22 protein-coding genes are annotated in these 18,609 nt (G+C 62.2%); 9 read left to right on the plus strand and 13 right to left on the minus strand.

Features of this window, described 5'->3' with window-relative positions; genetic code table 11:
* Positions 1-61 precede the first annotated feature (61 nt).
* The 4 genes from ACTJKS_RS06000 (at position 62) to ACTJKS_RS06015 (ending at position 5,217) form a co-directional block, all read left to right on the plus strand.
* Positions 62-304: an exodeoxyribonuclease VII small subunit gene (locus tag ACTJKS_RS06000; protein WP_003228627.1), complete on the plus strand. Its 243-nt coding sequence runs from the start codon at positions 62-64 to the stop codon at positions 302-304.
* A complete protein-coding gene (gene ispA, locus ACTJKS_RS06005; protein ID WP_108183929.1) occupies positions 301-1,188 on the plus strand; it encodes a (2E,6E)-farnesyl diphosphate synthase in 888 nt (295 codons plus the stop codon). Before ACTJKS_RS06000 ends, ispA begins: the two co-directional genes overlap by 4 nt.
* Before the next feature lie 91 nt (positions 1,189-1,279).
* Positions 1,280-3,178 (plus strand): 1-deoxy-D-xylulose-5-phosphate synthase, encoded by a 1,899-nt coding sequence (gene dxs, locus ACTJKS_RS06010; protein ID WP_108183930.1) that lies wholly within the window; start codon positions 1,280-1,282, stop codon positions 3,176-3,178.
* A 152-nt stretch (positions 3,179-3,330) separates the two neighbouring features.
* Positions 3,331-5,217 (plus strand): TonB-dependent receptor domain-containing protein, encoded by a 1,887-nt coding sequence (locus ACTJKS_RS06015; RefSeq protein ID WP_262948142.1) that lies wholly within the window; start codon positions 3,331-3,333, stop codon positions 5,215-5,217.
* Between the two features lie 107 nt (positions 5,218-5,324).
* Here the strand turns inward: ACTJKS_RS06015 and ACTJKS_RS06020 are convergent, their stop codons facing one another.
* From ACTJKS_RS06020 to nrdR, 12 genes are all read right to left on the minus strand, one after another.
* Entirely contained in the window at positions 5,325-6,125 is an 801-nt protein-coding gene (locus ACTJKS_RS06020; protein ID WP_108183932.1) for a cobalamin-binding protein, read from the minus strand.
* The gene (locus ACTJKS_RS06025) at positions 6,125-6,544 is read right to left on the minus strand and encodes an MFS transporter (RefSeq protein ID WP_108183933.1); all 420 of its coding nucleotides are present in this window, start codon (positions 6,542-6,544) and stop codon (positions 6,125-6,127) included. Before ACTJKS_RS06025 ends, ACTJKS_RS06020 begins: the two co-directional genes overlap by 1 nt.
* Positions 6,541-7,158: a GTP cyclohydrolase II gene (gene ribA, locus ACTJKS_RS06030; protein ID WP_027612931.1), complete on the minus strand. Its 618-nt coding sequence runs from the start codon at positions 7,156-7,158 to the stop codon at positions 6,541-6,543. Before ribA ends, ACTJKS_RS06025 begins: the two co-directional genes overlap by 4 nt.
* 258 nt (positions 7,159-7,416) lie before the next feature.
* On the minus strand, positions 7,417-8,154 hold the full coding sequence (locus tag ACTJKS_RS06035; protein ID WP_108183935.1) for a substrate-binding periplasmic protein: 738 nt from the start codon (positions 8,152-8,154) through the stop codon (positions 7,417-7,419).
* Positions 8,155-8,188: 34 nt separating this feature from the next.
* Positions 8,189-8,692 carry a phosphatidylglycerophosphatase A family protein gene (locus tag ACTJKS_RS06040; RefSeq protein ID WP_007910933.1) on the minus strand — a complete coding sequence of 168 codons (504 nt, stop codon included), beginning with the start codon at positions 8,690-8,692 and terminating at the stop codon, positions 8,189-8,191.
* Positions 8,689-9,654 (minus strand): thiamine-phosphate kinase, encoded by a 966-nt coding sequence (gene thiL / locus ACTJKS_RS06045; protein WP_108183936.1) that lies wholly within the window; start codon positions 9,652-9,654, stop codon positions 8,689-8,691. Before thiL ends, ACTJKS_RS06040 begins: the two co-directional genes overlap by 4 nt.
* Before the next feature lie 17 nt (positions 9,655-9,671).
* A complete protein-coding gene (gene nusB / locus ACTJKS_RS06050) occupies positions 9,672-10,172 on the minus strand; it encodes a transcription antitermination factor NusB (protein WP_041074513.1) in 501 nt (166 codons plus the stop codon).
* A complete protein-coding gene (gene ribH, locus ACTJKS_RS06055; protein ID WP_003228649.1) occupies positions 10,169-10,645 on the minus strand; it encodes a 6,7-dimethyl-8-ribityllumazine synthase in 477 nt (158 codons plus the stop codon). The genes nusB and ribH overlap by 4 nt, the downstream gene beginning before the upstream one ends.
* A 187-nt stretch (positions 10,646-10,832) precedes the next feature.
* Positions 10,833-11,924, minus strand: a complete 1,092-nt coding sequence (gene ribBA, locus ACTJKS_RS06060; protein WP_007966103.1) for a bifunctional 3,4-dihydroxy-2-butanone-4-phosphate synthase/GTP cyclohydrolase II — start codon at positions 11,922-11,924, stop codon at positions 10,833-10,835.
* Between the two features lie 16 nt (positions 11,925-11,940).
* Positions 11,941-12,603 (minus strand): riboflavin synthase, encoded by a 663-nt coding sequence (locus ACTJKS_RS06065; RefSeq protein WP_007955571.1) that lies wholly within the window; start codon positions 12,601-12,603, stop codon positions 11,941-11,943.
* Between the two features lie 47 nt (positions 12,604-12,650).
* Positions 12,651-13,784, minus strand: a complete 1,134-nt coding sequence (gene ribD / locus ACTJKS_RS06070) for a bifunctional diaminohydroxyphosphoribosylaminopyrimidine deaminase/5-amino-6-(5-phosphoribosylamino)uracil reductase RibD (RefSeq protein ID WP_108183937.1) — start codon at positions 13,782-13,784, stop codon at positions 12,651-12,653.
* A complete protein-coding gene (nrdR, locus tag ACTJKS_RS06075) occupies positions 13,781-14,245 on the minus strand; it encodes a transcriptional regulator NrdR (protein WP_003228656.1) in 465 nt (154 codons plus the stop codon). The genes ribD and nrdR overlap by 4 nt, the downstream gene beginning before the upstream one ends.
* A gap of 127 nt (positions 14,246-14,372) precedes the next feature.
* On the opposite strand from nrdR, the gene ACTJKS_RS06080 reads away from it, so the two are divergent.
* From ACTJKS_RS06080 to trxA, 3 genes are all read left to right on the plus strand, one after another.
* Entirely contained in the window at positions 14,373-14,837 is a 465-nt protein-coding gene (locus ACTJKS_RS06080; RefSeq protein WP_108183938.1) for a YbaY family lipoprotein, read from the plus strand.
* Complete coding sequence (locus ACTJKS_RS06085; protein WP_108183939.1) at positions 14,834-15,487, plus strand: class I SAM-dependent methyltransferase; 654 nt, start codon at positions 14,834-14,836, stop codon at positions 15,485-15,487. The genes ACTJKS_RS06080 and ACTJKS_RS06085 overlap by 4 nt, the downstream gene beginning before the upstream one ends.
* A 198-nt stretch (positions 15,488-15,685) precedes the next feature.
* Complete coding sequence (trxA, locus tag ACTJKS_RS06090; RefSeq protein WP_047602506.1) at positions 15,686-16,558, plus strand: thioredoxin; 873 nt, start codon at positions 15,686-15,688, stop codon at positions 16,556-16,558.
* A 104-nt stretch (positions 16,559-16,662) separates the two neighbouring features.
* Here the strand turns inward: trxA and ACTJKS_RS06095 are convergent, their stop codons facing one another.
* On the minus strand, positions 16,663-17,022 hold the full coding sequence (locus tag ACTJKS_RS06095) for a hypothetical protein (RefSeq protein WP_108183940.1): 360 nt from the start codon (positions 17,020-17,022) through the stop codon (positions 16,663-16,665).
* Between the two features lie 135 nt (positions 17,023-17,157).
* Between ACTJKS_RS06095 and ACTJKS_RS06100 the strand changes: the two genes are divergently transcribed.
* Positions 17,158-17,766 carry a DUF2796 domain-containing protein gene (locus ACTJKS_RS06100; protein WP_108183941.1) on the plus strand — a complete coding sequence of 203 codons (609 nt, stop codon included), beginning with the start codon at positions 17,158-17,160 and terminating at the stop codon, positions 17,764-17,766.
* A 132-nt stretch (positions 17,767-17,898) separates the two neighbouring features.
* On the plus strand, positions 17,899-18,609 hold the full coding sequence (locus tag ACTJKS_RS06105) for an ABC transporter ATP-binding protein (protein WP_108183942.1): 711 nt from the start codon (positions 17,899-17,901) through the stop codon (positions 18,607-18,609).

The following is an 18,609-nucleotide window of genomic DNA, read 5'->3' on the forward strand; positions in this document are numbered from 1 at the left end:
GCCCATAAACCCCCTATCTGCTAGTGTCGCGCCGGTTTAACGTCAACCGGAAATCGCCGCCATGGCCCGCAAAAAAGCTGCACTGGATTTCGAACAGTCCCTCGCCGACCTGCAAACACTGGTCGAGCGTCTGGAGAACGGTGAATTGTCGCTGGAAGACTCGCTGACCGCTTTCGAGCAGGGCATCGGTCTGACCCGTGACTGCCAGGCAGCGCTGGCCCAGGCCGAGCAGAAGGTGCAAGTGCTGCTGGAGCGCGATGGCGAACTCGCCGAGGAACCCTTCGACGCGGAACAGCCAGAATGATTGCGGCGTATTCGGCGACCAGCCAGGCGCGGGTCAATGCAGCACTGGAAATCCTCTTCAAGGCACCGCTGCCGGAGCTGTCGCGCCTGTATGAGGCAATGCACTACAGCGTGATGATCGGCGGTAAACGCGTGCGCCCGCTGCTGGCCTACGCCGCGTGCGAAGCGCTGGGCGGCAAGGCTGAACAAGCCAACGGCGCGGCCTGCGCAGTTGAGCTGATCCACGCTTATTCGCTGGTTCACGACGATTTGCCGGCGATGGACGACGACGATCTGCGTCGCGGCCAGCCCACCACCCACAAGAAATTCGACGAAGCCTGCGCGATCCTCGCCGGCGACGGCTTGCAGAGCCTGGCCTTCAGCGCCCTGCTCGATCCGCGCCTGAGCAATCTGGATGCCGACATCCGCCTGCAACAGGTCACGGCGCTGGCGCACGCGGCCGGCCCGGCAGGTATGGTCGGCGGTCAGGCCATCGACCTCGGTTCGGTCGGCCTGAAGCTCGATCAGCAAGCGCTGGAGCAGATGCACCGGCACAAGACCGGCGCGCTGATCGAAGTCAGCGTCAAGCTCGGCGCTCTGGCCAGCGGCCGTGCCGAGCCGGACGAACTCAAGGCTCTGCAGACTTATGCACAGGCCATCGGTCTGGCCTTTCAGGTGCAGGACGACATTCTCGACGTCGAAAGCGATACCGAAACCCTCGGCAAACGCCAGGGCGCCGACATCGCTCGCGACAAACCGACCTACCCGGCCCTGCTGGGACTGGACGTGGCCAAGGCCTATGCCCTTGAGCTGCGCGATCAAGCCCTGCACGCGCTGCGACCGTTTGACGCGGCCGCCGAGCCTTTGCGCGACCTGGCCCGGTATATCGTCGAGCGGCGCAACTGAACGCCAACTTGCCAAAAAAGACCAACGCGTGGGCAGGGGGCGATGCATCAGGTAAACTGCCGCATCTTTTATACCTATAACGATTCGCCTGATGCCCACGACGTTTCATGAGATTCCCCGCAAGCGCCCGACCACGCCCCTGCTCGATCGCGCGAACACGCCGGACGGCCTGCGCCGGTTAGGCGAAGCCGAGCTGGAAACCCTGGCCGATGAGTTGCGCCTGGAATTGCTCTACACGGTCGGCCAGACCGGTGGGCATTTCGGTGCCGGCCTGGGCGTCATCGAGCTGACCATCGCGTTGCATTACGTCTTCGACACCCCGGATGACCGGCTGGTATGGGACGTCGGTCATCAGGCGTATCCGCACAAGATCCTCACCGGTCGTCGCCAGCGCATGGAAACCTTGCGCCAGAAGGACGGCATCGCCGCCTTCCCGCGTCGCGCCGAGAGCGAGTACGACACCTTTGGCGTCGGCCACTCCAGCACCTCGATCAGCGCAGCGCTGGGCATGGCGATTGCCGCCCGCCTGCAAAACAGCGATCGCAAGGCGATTGCGGTGATCGGTGACGGCGCGCTGACCGCCGGCATGGCTTTCGAGGCGCTGAACCACGCGCCGGAAGTCAACGCCAACATGCTGGTGATCCTCAACGACAACGACATGTCGATCTCGCGCAACGTCGGTGGCCTGTCCAATTATCTGGCAAAGATTCTTTCCAGCCGTACTTACGCGAGCATGCGTGAAGGCAGCAAGAAAGTCCTGTCGCGCCTGCCCGGCGCCTGGGAAATCGCCCGTCGCACCGAAGAATACGCCAAAGGCATGCTGGTTCCCGGCACTCTGTTCGAAGAGCTGGGCTGGAACTACATCGGCCCGATCGACGGCCACGACCTGCCAACCCTGATCGCCACCCTGCGCAACATGCGCGATCTGAAAGGCCCGCAGTTCCTGCACATCGTCACCAAGAAAGGCAAAGGCTTCGCTCCGGCGGAAGTCGACCCGATCGGTTACCACGCGATCACCAAGCTCGAACCGCTCGACGCCCCGGCCGCTGCGCCGAAAAAGGCCGGCGGGCCGAAGTATTCGGCGGTGTTCGGCGAATGGCTGTGCGACATGGCCGCGGCTGACCCGCGTCTGGTCGGGATCACCCCGGCGATGAAGGAAGGCTCGGACCTGGTGGCGTTCAGCGAACGTTTCCCGCTGCGCTACTTCGACGTGGCGATTGCCGAACAGCACGCGGTGACGTTCGCCGCCGGCATGGCCTGCGAAGGCGCCAAACCGGTGGTGGCGATCTACTCGACGTTCCTGCAACGCGGCTACGACCAGTTGGTGCACGACGTCGCGGTGCAGAACCTCGACGTGCTGTTCGCCATCGACCGCGCCGGTCTGGTGGGCGAAGACGGCCCGACCCACGCCGGCAGCTTCGACCTGTCTTACCTGCGCTGCATTCCGGGCATGGTCATCATGACCCCGAGCGATGAAAACGAACTGCGCAAGATGCTCACCACCGGCCACCTGTACAACGGCCCGGCGGCAGTGCGTTATCCGCGCGGCACCGGCCCGAATGCGACCATCGACAAGGATCTCGAACTGATCGAAATCGGCAAGGGCATCGTCCGCCGCCAGGGCAGCAAAGTCGCCCTGCTGGTGTTCGGCGTGCAACTGACCGAAGCGCTGAAAATCGCCGAGAAGCTGGATGCGACCGTGGTCGACATGCGCTTCGTCAAGCCGCTGGATGAAGCGCTGGTACGCGAGATTGCCGGCAGCCACGAGTTGCTGGTGACCATTGAAGAGAACGCGATCATGGGCGGCGCCGGTGGTGCGGTCAGCGAATTCCTGGCGCGGGAGAACATCCTCAGGTCGATGCTGCACCTGGGCTTGCCGGACATTTACGTCGAGCACGCGAAACCGGCGCAGATGCTGGCCGAGTGCGGGCTGGATGAAGCGGGGATCGAAGCGGCGGTGCGTGAGCGCCTGTCTCTGCTCAACAAGTAATCACCATCCCTGTGGGAGCGGGCTTGCCCGCGATGAGGTCGGCNGTCAACATTGATGTTGGATGTACCGACGCCATCGCGGGCAAGCCCGCTCCCACAGTGTTTTGTGTCGCTAGAAATTTTGTGCAAACCAGAAACACCAACGGAACACCGATGAAACTCGCGCGCCTCGCCCTGCCCCTCTTCCTGCTTCCCACCGCCAACACCCTCGCCGACACCTTCGAACGCGATCAGGCCCTGAAACTGCCGGACACGCTGATCAGCGCCAACCGCCAGGTCGAAGCGCGCAACGACAGCAGCGCCGCCAACACCGTGTTCACCCGCGAAGACATCGACCGCCTGCAACCGGGCAGCGTTACCGACCTGCTGCAACGGGTGCCGGGTGTGCAAGTGGCGCAGGCCGGCGGACGCGGCAGTCTGCCGGGGATCTATATTCGCGGCACCCAGTCAGCGCAGAGTCTGGTGCTGGTCGATGGCCAGCGCATCGGCAGCTCGACCTCTGGCGACAGCAATCTGCAGCACCTGAACATCGACCAGATCGAGCGCGTGGAAGTGTTGCGCGGTTCGCGCTCGGTGATTTACGGCAGCGATGCGATTGGCGGGGTGATTCAGATCTTCACCCGGCGCGGCAACGAGCAGGGCCTGCAACCACGTCTGCACGTCGGCTTCGGCAGCAACCAGACCTGGGAACGCAGCCTCGGCCTGTCCGGTGGCGATGACAAGACCCGCTTCAACCTGGGCGCCAGCCTCGATGACACCGCCGGTATCGACCGTACCCACGAGTCCTACCCGAGCGACAGCGATCATGATGCCTATCGCAATCAATCCGTCAGCCTGAGCCTCAGCCATGCGCTGACCGATGACATCGAAGTCGGCGCCAACCTGCTGGATAACCGTGGCAAGAGCGAGTTCGACAATCCGTTTGGCCGCTTTGACACGAGCACCTTCGAGTCGGTGCAGCAACAGCCCTACAGCGACTTCAACGTCAGCAGTGTCAGCAGCTACGTCGACGCGCGGGTCAACGACATCTGGAAAACCCGCGTCGAGTTCGGCCACAGCGAGAACCGCGAGAAAACCCTCGACAAGCTCAGTGACGAGCGCACGGTGTTCAATACCTATCGCGACTCGGTGAACTGGCAGAACGACCTGACGCTGGATGCGCGCAACAGCCTGATCCTCGGCGGCGACTGGTACGAGGACCGGGTCAACAGCAGCACCGCATTCAACGAAGACAGCCGTTGGAACCGCGCCGCATTCATCCAGCATCGCTATCAGGCCGACAGCTTCTCCACGGAGCTGGGTCTGCGTCACGACGACAATCAGCAGTTCGGCAGCCAGAACACCTGGAGCGGCACCTTTACCCTGCCGCTGAACCCGGACAACGACCTGCTGCTGAGCTACAGCGAAGGCTTCCGCGCGCCGACCTTCAACGACCTGTACTACCCGGACTTCAGCAACCCGGACCTGAAACCGGAAACCTCGAAAAGCTACGAACTGCAATGGCGCAGTCAGTTGAGCGATAGCAGCCGTCTGGAAGCGTCGATCTACCGCACGGATCTGCAAGACGCGATTATCTTCGGCAGCAACTCACGCCCGGAGAACGTGGCCGCGGCGCGGATCAATGGTTTCGAAGCCGCGCTGAAACAGGAACTGTTCGGCTGGCAGAGCAATCTCGGTGTGGCGATTATCGACCCGCGCGATCGTGATACCGGGCACACATTGGCGCGCCGTGCGCGGCGTACATTGAGCTGGGATTTGGATCGGCAGTTTGACCAGATCGGCGTCGGAGCGAGTTTGCAGGCTGTCAGCAGCAGTTATGACGACCTGAAAAATGAAAACCCGCTGGGTGGCTACGCCTTGTTCGGCTTGCGCAGCAGTTGGGCGCTGAACCGCGAGATCAAGCTGGATCTGAAGGTCGATAACGTTTTCGACAATGGCTACAGCCGGGCGAACTACAGCTATGACGGCAGCCAGTATGGCTATCGCGAGGAGGGTCGAGTCTGGATGTTTGGGGTCACCTGGACTCCAGGACTTAACTGAACTCCCTGTAGGAGCTGCCGAAGGCTGCGATCTTTTGATCTTGCTTGTGGCTGACTAGGAGTCGCCGAAGATCAAAAGATCGCAGCCTTCGGCAGCTCCTACAGAGGTCAGCGGTGGGGCTGAATGAGTTGGCAGAGTTTGGCGGTCGCTTCGATCATCTGGCCGCTTGGGCGCTCCAGGCCTTTATCCGTGACCAATAGCAATTGTCCTCTCCTCACCGCCGCCACTTGCGGCCAGGCTTTCCACGCATCAAGCTGCGCCTGATCGCCAGCCAGAATCACCTGCGGATCGCGCTGTAACACCGCCTCGATACTCACCTGTGGCGCCGGCAAACTCAGGTCGGCAAACACGTTGCGAGCGCCACACACCTCAAGCGCATCGCTGATGATCTGCTCGCCACCGACGGTGTACAGCGGCTTGTCCCAGACTTGATAAAACACGTTCAGCGGCGTGTCCCGGCGGTAACGCTGGCGCAGGTCATCGAGTTTCTTGCGCAGGCCTGCCGCCAGTTTCACTCCGCGCTCAGGCCGGCCTAGTTGCGCGGCAATAGCTTCGATCTGTGCAGAAAGTTGTTCGAGACTGTGCGGCTCGGCGACGTAAGTCGGGATATTCAGGCGTTTGAGTTGATCGCGTTGCGCGGGGCCGACGCTGCCGGGCCACAGCAACAACAAATCAGGCTTCAGGCTGAGCAGGCGTTCCATGTCCAGCTGACCGTAGTGGCCCACTGACGGGATATCCTTGAGTTCCTCCGGACGCTCGCCAGCATCGAGTACGCCAACCAGCAAATCAGCCGACCCCAGCTCGATAACGATTTCTGACAAAGAAGGCGCGAGGCTGACCACCCGCAGACTCGCCAGCACCGGGCCGGCGCAGGCCAGCAGCAGAACCGCCAGCCACAGACGACGCATCAGCCGAGTTGACGCGGGATGCGATAGAGGTAGAACAGCACCGCCGTGGACAACGCCAGCAGCATCAGCGGTACGGCTTCGAGGCCGACGAACACCGCCAGCGCACCGATCCATGCCGGCAACGATGCCGCGAGCAATGCAATACGGCGCTGAGTGGCCAAAGCAATCCAGGCCGCCGGTTCATCAGGGGTATCGAGGGCTTTCTGCGTGGCGATCAACGCGTGTTTGTAGCGCCCGAAGAACTTCAGGCTGACAAACATCGACGCAACGCCGGCGATGAACAATGGCATGGTCAGCACCGGCAGAATGCCTTCGCCCTGGCCGAACAGGCCATTGAGGACAAACAGCGGCAGCAGCGCCAACGCCAGGTATTTCCACCAGTCGACCGCCAGGCGGCGGCGCACCTGACCGCGGGTCACGCGCGGTCGACCTCGCCCTGATGCTCGTTGCCCATCATGTGGTCGAGCTTGCTGGCCTTGGTCGCCAGGTACAGTTTGTTGTGCGGATTATGGCCGGTGTGCAGCGGCACGCGCTCGGCGACGACGATGCCCATGTCGGTCAGGGCTTTGACCTTGCGCGGGTTGTTGGTCATCAGGCGCAGCGACTTCACACCCAGATGCTCGAGCATCGGCAGGCACATCGCGTAGTCACGCTGATCGGCGGCAAAGCCCAGACGCTCGTTGGCTTCAACGGTGTCGGCGCCGCCGTCCTGCAACTCGTAGGCGCGGATCTTGTTCAGCAGACCGATGCCGCGACCTTCCTGACGCAGGTACAGCAGCACGCCACGGCCTTCACGGGCGATGGCCTTGAGCGCCGCTTCGAGTTGCGAGCCGCAGTCGCAGCGCTGACTGAACAGCGCGTCACCGGTCAGGCACTCGGAGTGCAACCGGCCGAGCACCGGGGCACCGTCGGCGAAATCACCCAGGCTCAGCACAACGTGCTCGCGGCCGGTGGCTTCATCGAGAAAACCGTGCATGGTGAATTGTGCAAAAGGCGTTGGCAGCTTGGAAGCGGCGACAAAAACGACAGGCACCGGTGTGCTCCTGATCTAAAAGTCTGAAGATTCGCAGGCCGGCATTGTAACAGCAGGTTCCTGCAGACGCTTAGGCTGAATTATCGGGCATAACGATCAAAAAGTTTGATAACACCCGGCCATTGCAGATCCCTGTGGGAGCGAGCCTGCTCGCGAAGGCGTCGGTAGATTCAATCTCTATGTTGCCTGACCCAGCGCTTTCGCGAGCAGGCTCGCTCCCACAGGGGGGGGGGGCAGTGCTGCACACAAGATCTGCACTCAGTTCGACTCAAATGGATACGGCTGCTTCCACTGCTCGAAAACCGGCTTCAGTTCCCCGCTCTTGACCAATTGCTCCATGCGCCTGTCGAACAGCGCCATCAGTGTGCGCGCTTGCGGCGTGTCGGCGAAGCACAGGTACAGCGGCAATTCGGCGATATGCGTCTTGCGAAACTGCGTCGGATCCTTGGCCCGGCCGATCACATAATCGATTTCGGTCTGCGCATCGATGTAATAGTCCGCGCGGTTGTGGGTGAGCATCGACAGGATGCCGGTGCGCCGCACGACCTCATTGTAGTTGCGCACATTGGGCAAATAATCCTGATAGTCGTAACCGCGTACCCACGCCAGGCGATAGTTGCCGAGGGTCTCCGGGGTCGGTGACGGATTGCTCGCCAGGCCCAGGGCGTAGATGTGATCGGTGTCGAAGTTCCAGCGCGGGTATAGCAGGTCGCTGGCCTCGTTTTTATACGAACCGACGCAGGCATCGACTTCGCCGCGCTCGGCCAGACCGACGGAGCGCGTATAGGGTTCAGTGCGGATATCGAGCTTCACCCCGGCCGGTTCGAACACCTTGCGCAGCACGTCCCAGCCCAGGCCATGGCCGTCGGCGGCGGTGTAATCTTCCCAGTCTTCGCTGGCCAGATGGATGACCGCAGGCGTCGGCGCAGCTTCCTGCGCACTGGCAACAGTGCCCAGCAAGGTCGAAAACACAAGCGCCAGCCAGCGTCGAGCCATCCCTCGTTTCCTCACTTAACCCTGACGATCCGGATCAGGCGAAAATCCACACCAGCCCCTGCATCGCCAGCCAGGCAAACACGCCGGCCAGCACGTCGTCGAGCATGATGCCGACGCCGCCGTGGACATGCCGGTCGATCCAGCGAATCGGCCATGGCTTGAGAATGTCGAAGAAGCGGAACACCAGGAACCCCGCGAGCAACCAGTACCAGCCTTCCGGCACCAGCCACAGGGTGATCCACATCCCGACCATTTCATCCCAGACGATGCCTTCGTGGTCGTGCACCCGCAGATCGTCGGCGACCTTGCCGCACAGCCAGAAGCCGAACAGCATGGTGATCCCGAGCATCAGCCAGTAACCCCAGTCGGGCAGCATCTGCCACAACGGGATAAAGGGTAGCGCAACTAACGAACCCCACGTGCCCGGCGCTTTCGGCAAGGTGCCGGAGCCAAAGCCGAACGCGAGGAAATGCCAGGGATTGCGCCAGACCGACGGCGGAACGAATTCGGCCGGAACCTGTTTCGGGTGATCTGTCACGGTGTCTCCTGAAAATGTTGATAACCGCGGATTTGCGGGGTGATGTCGTGTCCTTCGCGATCCAGCAGCACCACACCCTGGCCCTGCGCCACACGCCCAATCACATGGATCGGCCAACCATCGGCCAGCAGTGCCGGCAACTCGACGGACGGTAGCGTGAAGGCCAGCACATAGTCGTCGCCGCCGCTCAACGCTGCTCGTTCGGCACCGCGCTGGCCGAGAAACGCCACTAAAGCATCGGACAACGGTACGCGCTCGCGTTCAACTTCGAGTCGAACCCCCGAGGCCAGAGCGATATGCCCGCAATCGGCGAGCAGGCCGTCAGAGATGTCGAGGGCCGATGTGGCCTTGCCACGCAAGGCCTGACCGAGCGCCAGTTGCGGTTGCGGCGACCAGTAATGATCGAGCAACGGCTGGGCGATATCTGCTTCGGCCTCACGCTGACCAAGCACCAGCGGCAACGCCCCGGCGGCATTGCCCAGCTCGCCGCCGACGCAGAGCAGATCGCCCGGTTGTGCGCCGCTACGGGTCAAGGCCTGCCCGGCCGGAACGCGACCGAATACGGTCACCGTCAGGCTCAACGGCCCGCGCGTGGTGTCACCGCCGACCAGCGCGATGCCGCAGCTCTGCGCCATGCGGTTCAAACCGCGGGCGTAGGCTCGCAGCCAATCGGCAGTCACCGTCGGCACAGTCAGGGCAAGGGTAAAGGCAACGGGCGTAGCGCCCATGGCGGCCAGGTCGCTGACCGCAACGGCCAGCGAGCGCTGACCGAGCAGAAACGGATCGCAGGGATCGGCGAAATGCACGCCGGCCACCAGCGTATCGGTGGAAATCGCCAGCTGTTCCCCGGGGGGAACCGTCAGCAAGGCGCAGTCGTCGCCGATCCCCAAGGCAACGCCCTCGCCGCCCTGCGCACAAGGCGCGGCGGCGAAGAAATTGCGGATCAGCTCAAACTCGCCCATGAGGTCTCAAGCGCGTATCAGCGCTTGAATGCCTTCACTTCAGCTTCACGCAGGCGCGGAGCCAGCTTGTCGAGTACGCCGTTGACGAACTTGTGGCCATCGGTCGAACCGAAGACTTTCGCCAGCTCGATACCTTCGTTGATCACCACGCGGTACGGCACATCGACACGCTTGAGCAGTTCCCAGGTGGACAGGCGCAGAACCGCCAGTTCAACCGGGTCCAGCTCTTCGATTTCGATGTCCAGGCATGGCTTGAGCGCGGTGTCGATTTCGCTCTTGAACTGCGGAACCCCGTGCAGGATCTCGCGGAAGTAGGCGCCATCGACATCGGTGAAATCGTTATCAACGCGAAACTGCGCTTCGATCTCGTTCAGCGATTGCCGGGCCATGTGCCACTGATACAGGGCCTGAGTCGCGAGCTGACGGGCTTCGCGGCGCTTGGCGCTCTTCGATGGCTTGCCGGCATCCGCAGGTTTCGGATCGCGCGGGTTGAAACGATCGCTATCGTCGCTAATCACTTGGCCTCCAACTGCGCCAGCAGGCTGACCATTTCCAGAGCGGACAGGGCAGCTTCAGCACCTTTGTTGCCGGCCTTGGTGCCGGAACGTTCGATGGCTTGCTCGATGGAGTCAACGGTCAGGACGCCGAACGCGACCGGTACGCCGAATTCCATGGACACCTGGGCCAGACCCTTGGTGCACTCGCCTGCCACGTATTCGAAGTGCGGAGTGCCGCCACGAATGACCGCACCGAGGGCGATGATGGCTGCGAACTCGCCTTTCTGGGCGACTTTCTGCGCAACCAGCGGGATTTCGAAGGCGCCAGGTGCGCGGATGATGGTGATGTCGCTTTCGCTCACGCCGTGGCGAACCAGGGCATCAACTGCACCGCTGACCAGGCTTTCAACCACGAAGCTGTTGAAACGGCCCACTACCAGAGCGTAGCGGCCTTTAGGGGCGATGAAGGTACCTTCGATGGTCTTCAGGGTCATTCGTCAGATCTCTTAAAGAGCCGGGACGCGTCTCGTACGCATCCCTCAGTGATATTAGCTGTGGCGAGGGGATTTATCCCCGATGGACTGCGTAGCAGTCCCAAAACAGGGGCCGCTGCGCAGCCCGTCGGGGATGAATCCCCTCACCACAAGAATCCATGTCAACAATGCCGGAAAAACCGGGTCATTATTCGGAGGGCACGTATTCTACAACTTCCAGATCGAAACCGGATATCGCATTAAATTTCATTGGCGCCGACATCAGGCGCATTTTGCGCACACCGAGGTCACGCAGGATCTGCGAACCGGCACCGACGATGCTGTAGGTGGTCGGTTTTTTCACCGCCGCCTGATCAGCAGTTTCACGGATGTGCGCCAGCAACACGTCGCCATCAAGCGGGTGGCCGAGCAACAGCACCACACCGCTGCCGGCCTCGGCCACCGCAGCCATCGCGGCGCGCAGGCTCCAACGGCCCGGTTGCTTGACCATCAGCAGGTCGCGCAGCGGGTCCATGTTGTGCACGCGCACCAGGGTCGGCTCTTCGGCGCAGACGGTGCCCAAAGTGAGGGCCATGTGCACGTCGCCTTCCACCGAATCACGATAGGTCACCAGGTTGAATTGGCCCAGTTCGCTGTCCAGTGGCTGCTCGGCAATCCGCTGAACGGTACGTTCGTGGATCATCCGGTAGTGAATCAGGTCGGCGATGGTGCCGATCTTGATGTTGTGTTCAGCCGCGAAAGCTTCCAGTTCGGCGCGACGGGACATGGTGCCGTCGTCGTTCATCACTTCGCAGATCACCCCGCTCGGCTCGAAACCGGCCATGCGCGCCAGGTCGCAGGCGGCTTCGGTGTGGCCGGCACGCGCCAGCGTACCGCCGGCCTGGGCCATCAGCGGGAAGATGTGGCCCGGGCTGACGATGTCTTCAGCCTTGGCATCTTTGGCCGCAGCCGCTTGCACGGTACGCGCACGGTCGGCGGCGGAGATACCGGTGGTGACGCCTTCGGCGGCTTCGATCGATACGGTGAACTTGGTGCCGAAACCGGAACCGTTGCGCGGCGCCATCAATGGCAGCTTCAACAGCTCGCAGCGCTCGCGGCTCATTGGCATGCAGATCAGGCCACGGGCGTGCTTGGCCATGAAGTTGATGTGCTCGGCCTTGCAGCATTCGGCGGCCATGATCAGGTCACCTTCGTTCTCGCGGTCTTCGTCATCCATGAGGATGACCATCTTGCCTTGGCGGATGTCTTCAACCAGTTCTTCGATGCTATTGAGCGCCACAAGGCACCCCCTTCAGTCAGGATTTGAGGTAGCCGTTGGCGGCCAGAAAGCTTTCAGTGATACCACCGGACGTCGGCTCTGCAGCCTTGTCGCCCAACAGCAAACGCTCCAGATAACGCGCCAGCAAATCGACTTCCAGGTTCACCCGGCGGCCTGGCTTGTAGGAGGCCATGATGGTTTCGCTCAGGGTGTGCGGAATGATCGTCAGCAGGAATTCAGCGCCATCCACCGCGTTCACGGTCAGGCTGGTGCCGTCGACGGTGATCGAGCCTTTATGGGCGATGTACTTGGCCAGCTCTTTCGGCGCGCGAATGCGAAATTCCACGGCGCGGGCATTGTCGCTGCGCGACACCACTTCGCCGACACCGTCGACGTGACCGCTGACCAGATGCCCGCCGAGACGGGTGGTCGGGGTCAGGGCTTTTTCCAGATTGACCGGGCTGCCGCTTTTCAGGTCGTTCATCGCGGTGCAATCGAGGGTTTCGCGGCTGACGTCAGCAGCAAAACCGTTGCCCGGCAATTCAACCGCCGTCAGGCACACGCCGTTGACGGCGATGCTGTCGCCGAGTTTGACGTCGCTCAGGTCGAGCTTGCCGGTTTCGACATGCACCCGCACATCACCGCCCTTGGGGGTCAGTGCACGGATACTGCCGATGGATTCGATGATGCCGGTAAACATGGGGTTCTCCTTGAGAACGAAGCCAGCGCTAAGGCGATGGCCGGGAATTATACGCTCGCCGAAACGACTGGCGTCGCAATGACTCGCCAGTCATCGCCAACCGCGCGGATTTCAGTGATTTTCAACTCCGGAGCGTCCTTCATATAGGCCAGCGGCCAGTCCAGCAGCGGACGCGCCGTGGAGCCAAGAAACTTGCCGGCGATGAAGATCACGAACTCGTCGACCAGACCGCGCTGGGCAAACGCGCCGGCCAGACGCGGGCCGGCCTCGACCAGCACTTCGTTGACGCCACGATTGGCCAGCTCGATCAGCAATTGATGCAGATCGACCTGACCGTCATCGCCCGGCACGATCAGGCATTCCGGGCCATGGGCGTACTGTTCTTCGATGGCCACGCAGGTGGCGACCAGCGCCGGGCCGGCCTTGAAGAACGGTGCATCCAGCGGCACTCGCAGACGTCCATCGATCAGCACCCGCAGCGGCGGACGGCTCAAGGCCAGCGCGGTTTGTTCGGCATCCAGCCCCAGCTCATCGCCGCGCACGGTCAGGCGCGCACCGTCGGCCAGCACGGTGTCGGCCCCGGTCAGCACCACTGCAGCCTGCGCGCGCAGACGCTGCACGGCGGAACGCGCCGCTGGGCCGGTGATCCATTGGCTTTCGCCGCTTTCCATCGCCGTACGACCGTCGAGACTCATGGCCAACTTGACCCGCACGAACGGCAAGCCGTGTTCCATGCGTTTCAGAAAACCTTGATTGAGTTGACGTGCTTCGGCTTCCAGCACGCCGCTTTCGGTGGCGATGCCGGCATCGGCCAGGCGCTGCAAGCCACGTCCGGCGACCTGCGGATTCGGATCGCGCATCGCGGCGACCACCCGGGCAACTCCGGCATTTACCAGCGCATCGGCGCACGGCGGCGTGCGGCCATGGTGGCTGCACGGCTCAAGGGTCACGTAAGCCGTGGCGCCTCGGGCCAGCTCACCGGCTGCGCGCAAGGCGTGGACTTCAGCGTGGGGTTCGCCGGCACGCTCGTGAAAGCCTTCGCCGACAATCTGCCCGTCCTTGACGATCACGCAGCCAACCCGAGGATTGGGATGGGTGGTGTAGTGGCCCTTGCGCGCCAGCTCCAGCGCGCGTGCCATGAAACGGGCGTCGAGGATCGCCTGCTCGGCGGCGCTGGTCATTCTTTCACCGGTTCGCGGGCGAGGCGGTCGATCTCTTCGCGGAACTCGTTGAGGTCCTGGAAGCGGCGGTACACGGAAGCGAAACGGATATAGGCGACTTCATCGAGCTTTTGCAGCTCGGCCATCACCAGTTCGCCGACCACGAGGGATTTGACCTCGCGCTCGCCGGTGGCGCGCAGCTTGTGCTTGATGTGGACCAGGGAGGATTCGAGACGCTCGACGCTCACCGGACGTTTCTCCAGGGCGCGTTGCATGCCGGCGCGGAGTTTTTCTTCGTCGAACGGTTGGCGGCTGCCGTCGGTTTTGATCAGGCGCGGCAACACCAGTTCGGCCGTCTCGAATGTCGTGAAACGTTCGCCGCAGGCCAGGCATTCACGCCGGCGGCGCACCTGTTCGCCCTCGGCGACCAGACGCGAGTCGATGACCTTGGTGTCGTTGGCACCGCAGAAGGGACAGTGCATGGTGGCTGGCAACAAAAAAAGGGAGGGCCATGGTAGCGCATCCCGGTGGCAAGACAAGCCATAGGGTTTGCGGTATACAGACTGCCATGATCGTTTGATCCACGGATTTCATTTTCTGGAGCTGCCAATGTCGCTACGACCGCTCGTTTTGCTCAGTCTTTTCGCCCTGCTGGTGGCCTGCGGTAGCGATAAACCCAAACCGCAACCGCCAACACCGGGCCCGGCACCACAACAGGCGCAGAAAAAAGCCAAGGAAGCCGCCGACCTGGGTCCGCTGCCTGCCTATCAACGGGAACTGAGCGGCACCCTGCAAGGCGTGCCGGCCGGGGCCGAAGTCGAACTGGCGCTGCTGGTGATCGATGAAAAATCGCGTCCGCAACAACTGCTCGCCAGTTCCAGCCTGATCGGCAACAACCAGATTCTGCCGTTTCGCCTGCGCTTCAATCCGGAGTCATTTCCGGCCGGCGCACGGGTTGAGCTGCGAGGTCGTGCCACGCAATCGGGCCAGTTGATCCTGCACCTGCCGTCACAAACCATCACCCAGCCGACCACACAGGCGCTGGGCCAGCTGCAATTTGTCAAAGCACCATGACCGTACCGCTCGACCTGCAACAGGCGCTGGGTGAATTGCTCGGTGATGCGCGGCTCAAGTCCTGCACATTGCCCGGCACCGATTTGCAGCTGTGGCTGATCGACGGCGAGAACATGGATCGTGAATTCAGCCCGGACGAAACCCGGCGCATCCTTCACGAGCCGCCCTATTGGAGTTTCTGCTGGGCCAGCGGCCTGGCGGTGGCGCGCTATCTCGCGGAGTTCCCCGAGTGGGTGCGCGGCAAGCGGGTGCTGGATTTCGGCGCCGGTTCCGGGATCGCCGCGATTGCTGCGGTGAAGGCCGGGGCGTTGGAGGTGGTGGTCTGTGATCTGGATCCGCTGGCGATTGCTGCGTGTCGGGCCAACGCTGAACTCAATGATGTGCAGATGAGTTATTCGACGGACTTCTTTGCCGAGGCTGATCGTTTCGATCTGATTCTGGTGGCGGACGTGCTCTACGACCGCGAGAACCTGCCGCTGCTCGATGCGTTTCTCAGCCGTGGCCGCGAGGCGCTGGTAGCAGATTCGCGGGTTCGGGATTTTCGTCATCCGTTGTATGAGCGCATTGAAATGCTTGAGGCGATGACGTTGCCGGATCTGGCGGAGCCGGAAGAGTTCAGACATGTCAGTCTTTACCATGCGCGGCGCTAACCAAAAGCATCGCGGGCAAGCCCGCTCCCACAGTGACCGAGTCGAACCAACATTTCTTCTACGACACAGAATCCTGTGGGAGCTGGCTTGCCAGCGATGGCGTCCTGCCTAGCGGTACACCTCTCAAATCTGCCCCGCTTCCGGCCACACCCCGCCAAGCCGTATAGTTGCCCCATCCACGCTTTTACGAGATCCCCCATGAGTCAGCAAACGCCGTACATCTTCGACGCCACGACTGCCGATTTCGACCAGTCGGTGATCGAAGCCTCCTTCAACAAACCGGTGCTGGTGGATTTCTGGGCCGAATGGTGTGCGCCGTGCAAGGCGCTGATGCCGATGCTGCAAGGCATTGCCGAGAGCTATCAGGGCGAACTGCTGCTGGCCAAGGTCAACTGCGACATCGAACAGGACATCGTCGCCCGCTTCGGCATTCGCAGCCTGCCGACCGTGGTGCTGTTCAAGGACGGCCAACCGGTCGACGGTTTTGCCGGTGCGCAGCCGGAGTCCGCCGTGCGCGCCCTGCTCGAACCGCATGTACAGATGCCACCGCCGGCCGCTGCCGATCCGTTCGAACAGGCGCAGGCACTGTTCGATGAAGGTCGTTACGCGGAAGCAGAAGCCGCGCTGGTAGTGATGCTCACCGAAGACAACAGCAACGCCAAAGCGCTGATCCTCTACGCCCGCTGCCTGACCGAACGCGGCGAACTGGGTGAGGCGCAAACCGTGCTCGACGCAGTCAAGAGCGATGAGCACAAGGCTGCACTGGCCGGCGCCAAAGCGCAGATCAAATTCCTTGGCCTGGCCCGCGATCTGCCGGATGCCGCCGACCTCAAGGCGCGTCTGGCCAAAGATCCGCAGGACGACGAAGCGGTGTATCAACTGGCGATCCAGCAACTGGCGCGTCAGCAATACGAAGCGGCGCTGGAAGCCTTGCTCAAGCTGTTCATCCGTAACCGCAGCTACGGTGAAGGCCTGCCGCACAAGACCTTGCTGCAGGTGTTCGAACTGTTGGGCAACGATCATCCGCTGGTGACCGCTTACCGCCGTAAGGTATTTGCTGCGCTTTATTAAGATCAAAAGATCGCAGCCTACGGCAGCTCCTACATTTGATCGTGTTCTTCCATATTTTGCGGATGAACCTGTAGGAGCTGCCGCAGGCTGCGATCTTTTGCGGCCTACTCGATCCAGCTATAGAGCGGCGTATCCCCGCCGCTCGCTACTTTCACCTGTGAACTGTGGCGTAGACGTACCAACAGCCGTTTGCCTGCAGCCGCGCTGCCAGTCAATCCCTCAAACTGCTCCAGCAAATCCGGCCCGCTGAGCTGCCCGGCCTTGCGCAACAGATCCTGCGCGACCTGCCACAACGCATCGTCCTGGTTAAGTGGTTTCGCTGCCGACGCGCTCAATGCCGCTTCAGGCTGATCACCCTGCGGCTGCGCGCCAAGGGCTGCGCCGAGCCTCACCCAATCGCTGTCATCCAGCTCCACCGTCAAATCCACCGGCGTCGCGCCAACGGTTCCGCGTATCCGCAACATCTGCTTCGCTCCTGCACATTTCTGACCTGCATGCTCCCACGGGACTTGTGCAACGCCAAGCGCACGGGCAAACTCTGCGCACTTTCGTTATAAGATTACATAACAATCTCTTCACTTTACTTTCCGGAGACCGCCATGCGTCGTCTGCTGCTCGCTTTGCCGTTTGCCCTGTTGCCGCTGGCCATCGCCCATGCCGCCGATGAGCACGATCATGATCACGACCACGAGCACGGCAGCCTCGGTGCCCACGAACATGGCGTCGGCCGACTGAACGCCGCACTCGACGGCCAGACTCTGGAGCTGGAACTGGAAAGCCCGGCGATGAACCTGGTGGGCTTCGAACATGCCGCCACCAGCGACGCCGACAAGGCCAAGGTCGCCGCCGCCCGCGCCAAACTGGAAAACCCGCTGGCGCTGTTCAGCCTGCCGGCCGCCGCCGGTTGCAAGGTCACCAGCCAGGAACTGGAAAGCCCGCTGTTCGGCGACAAGCCGGCTGCCGACGAGCATGACGATGATGACCACGACGAAGATGCCAAGGGTGGTGAAGCGCATCACCACGATCACAGCGAAATCCACGCACACTACCAATTCAGTTGCGCTGCACCAGGTGCCTTGAAGACCCTGGATCTGGCGAACCTCTTCAATACCTTCCCGGCCACACAGAAAATTCAGGTACAACTGATCGGCCCGAGCGGCCAGCAAGGCACCGAAGTGACCGCCAAGGCTGCCGCCCTGAAATTCTGATTGCCTGAAAAATCCCCTGTAGGAGCTGCCGAAGGCTGCGATCTTTTGATCTTGCCTTTAAAAACTGGATCAAAAGATCGCAGCCTCCGGCAGCTCCTGCACGGGCCCGTGATCAAACATGAAACTGGTGCCATGACCCAAGCACTCATCGAACTGTCCGACCTGGGCTTCAACTGGCCCGGCCACCCGCCGCTGCTGGACATCCCGACGTTTCGCCTGGAGCCCGGCGAAACCCTGTTCCTCAAAGGCCCCAGCGGCAGTGGCAAGACCACCCTGCTCGGCCTGCTCGGTGGCGTGCAGAAGCCCGGACGCGGCAGCATTCGCCTGCTCGGCCAGGAACTGACCGAACTGGGTGCCGGCGCCCGCGACCGCTTTCGCGTCGATCACACTGGCTACATCTTCCAGCAATTCAACCTGCTGCCGTTTCTTTCGGTACGCGAGAATGTCGAGTTGCCCTGCCACTTCTCCAAACTGCGTGCCGAGCGGGCGAAACAGCGCCACGGCAGCGTCGACCAGGCCGCCGCCACCCTGCTCGCTCACCTGGGTTTGAAGGACGAAAGCATCCTCGGCCGTCGCGCCGATTCGCTGTCGATCGGTCAGCAGCAACGGGTCGCCGCCGCCCGGGCCTTGATCGGCCAGCCGGAACTGGTGATCGCCGACGAACCGACCTCGGCGCTGGATTACGACGCCCGGGAAAACTTCATTCGTCTGTTGTTCGCCGAATGCCGCGAGGCCGGTTCCAGCCTGTTGTTCGTCAGTCACGACCAGAGCCTGGCGCCGCTGTTCGACCGTCACCTGTCCCTGGCCGAACTCAATCGCGCCGCCACGTCTGCCGAGGTCTGA

The organism is Pseudomonas sp. 22189, from assembly GCF_052045635.1.
Taxonomy (GTDB): domain Bacteria; phylum Pseudomonadota; class Gammaproteobacteria; order Pseudomonadales; family Pseudomonadaceae; genus Aquipseudomonas; species Aquipseudomonas parakoreensis.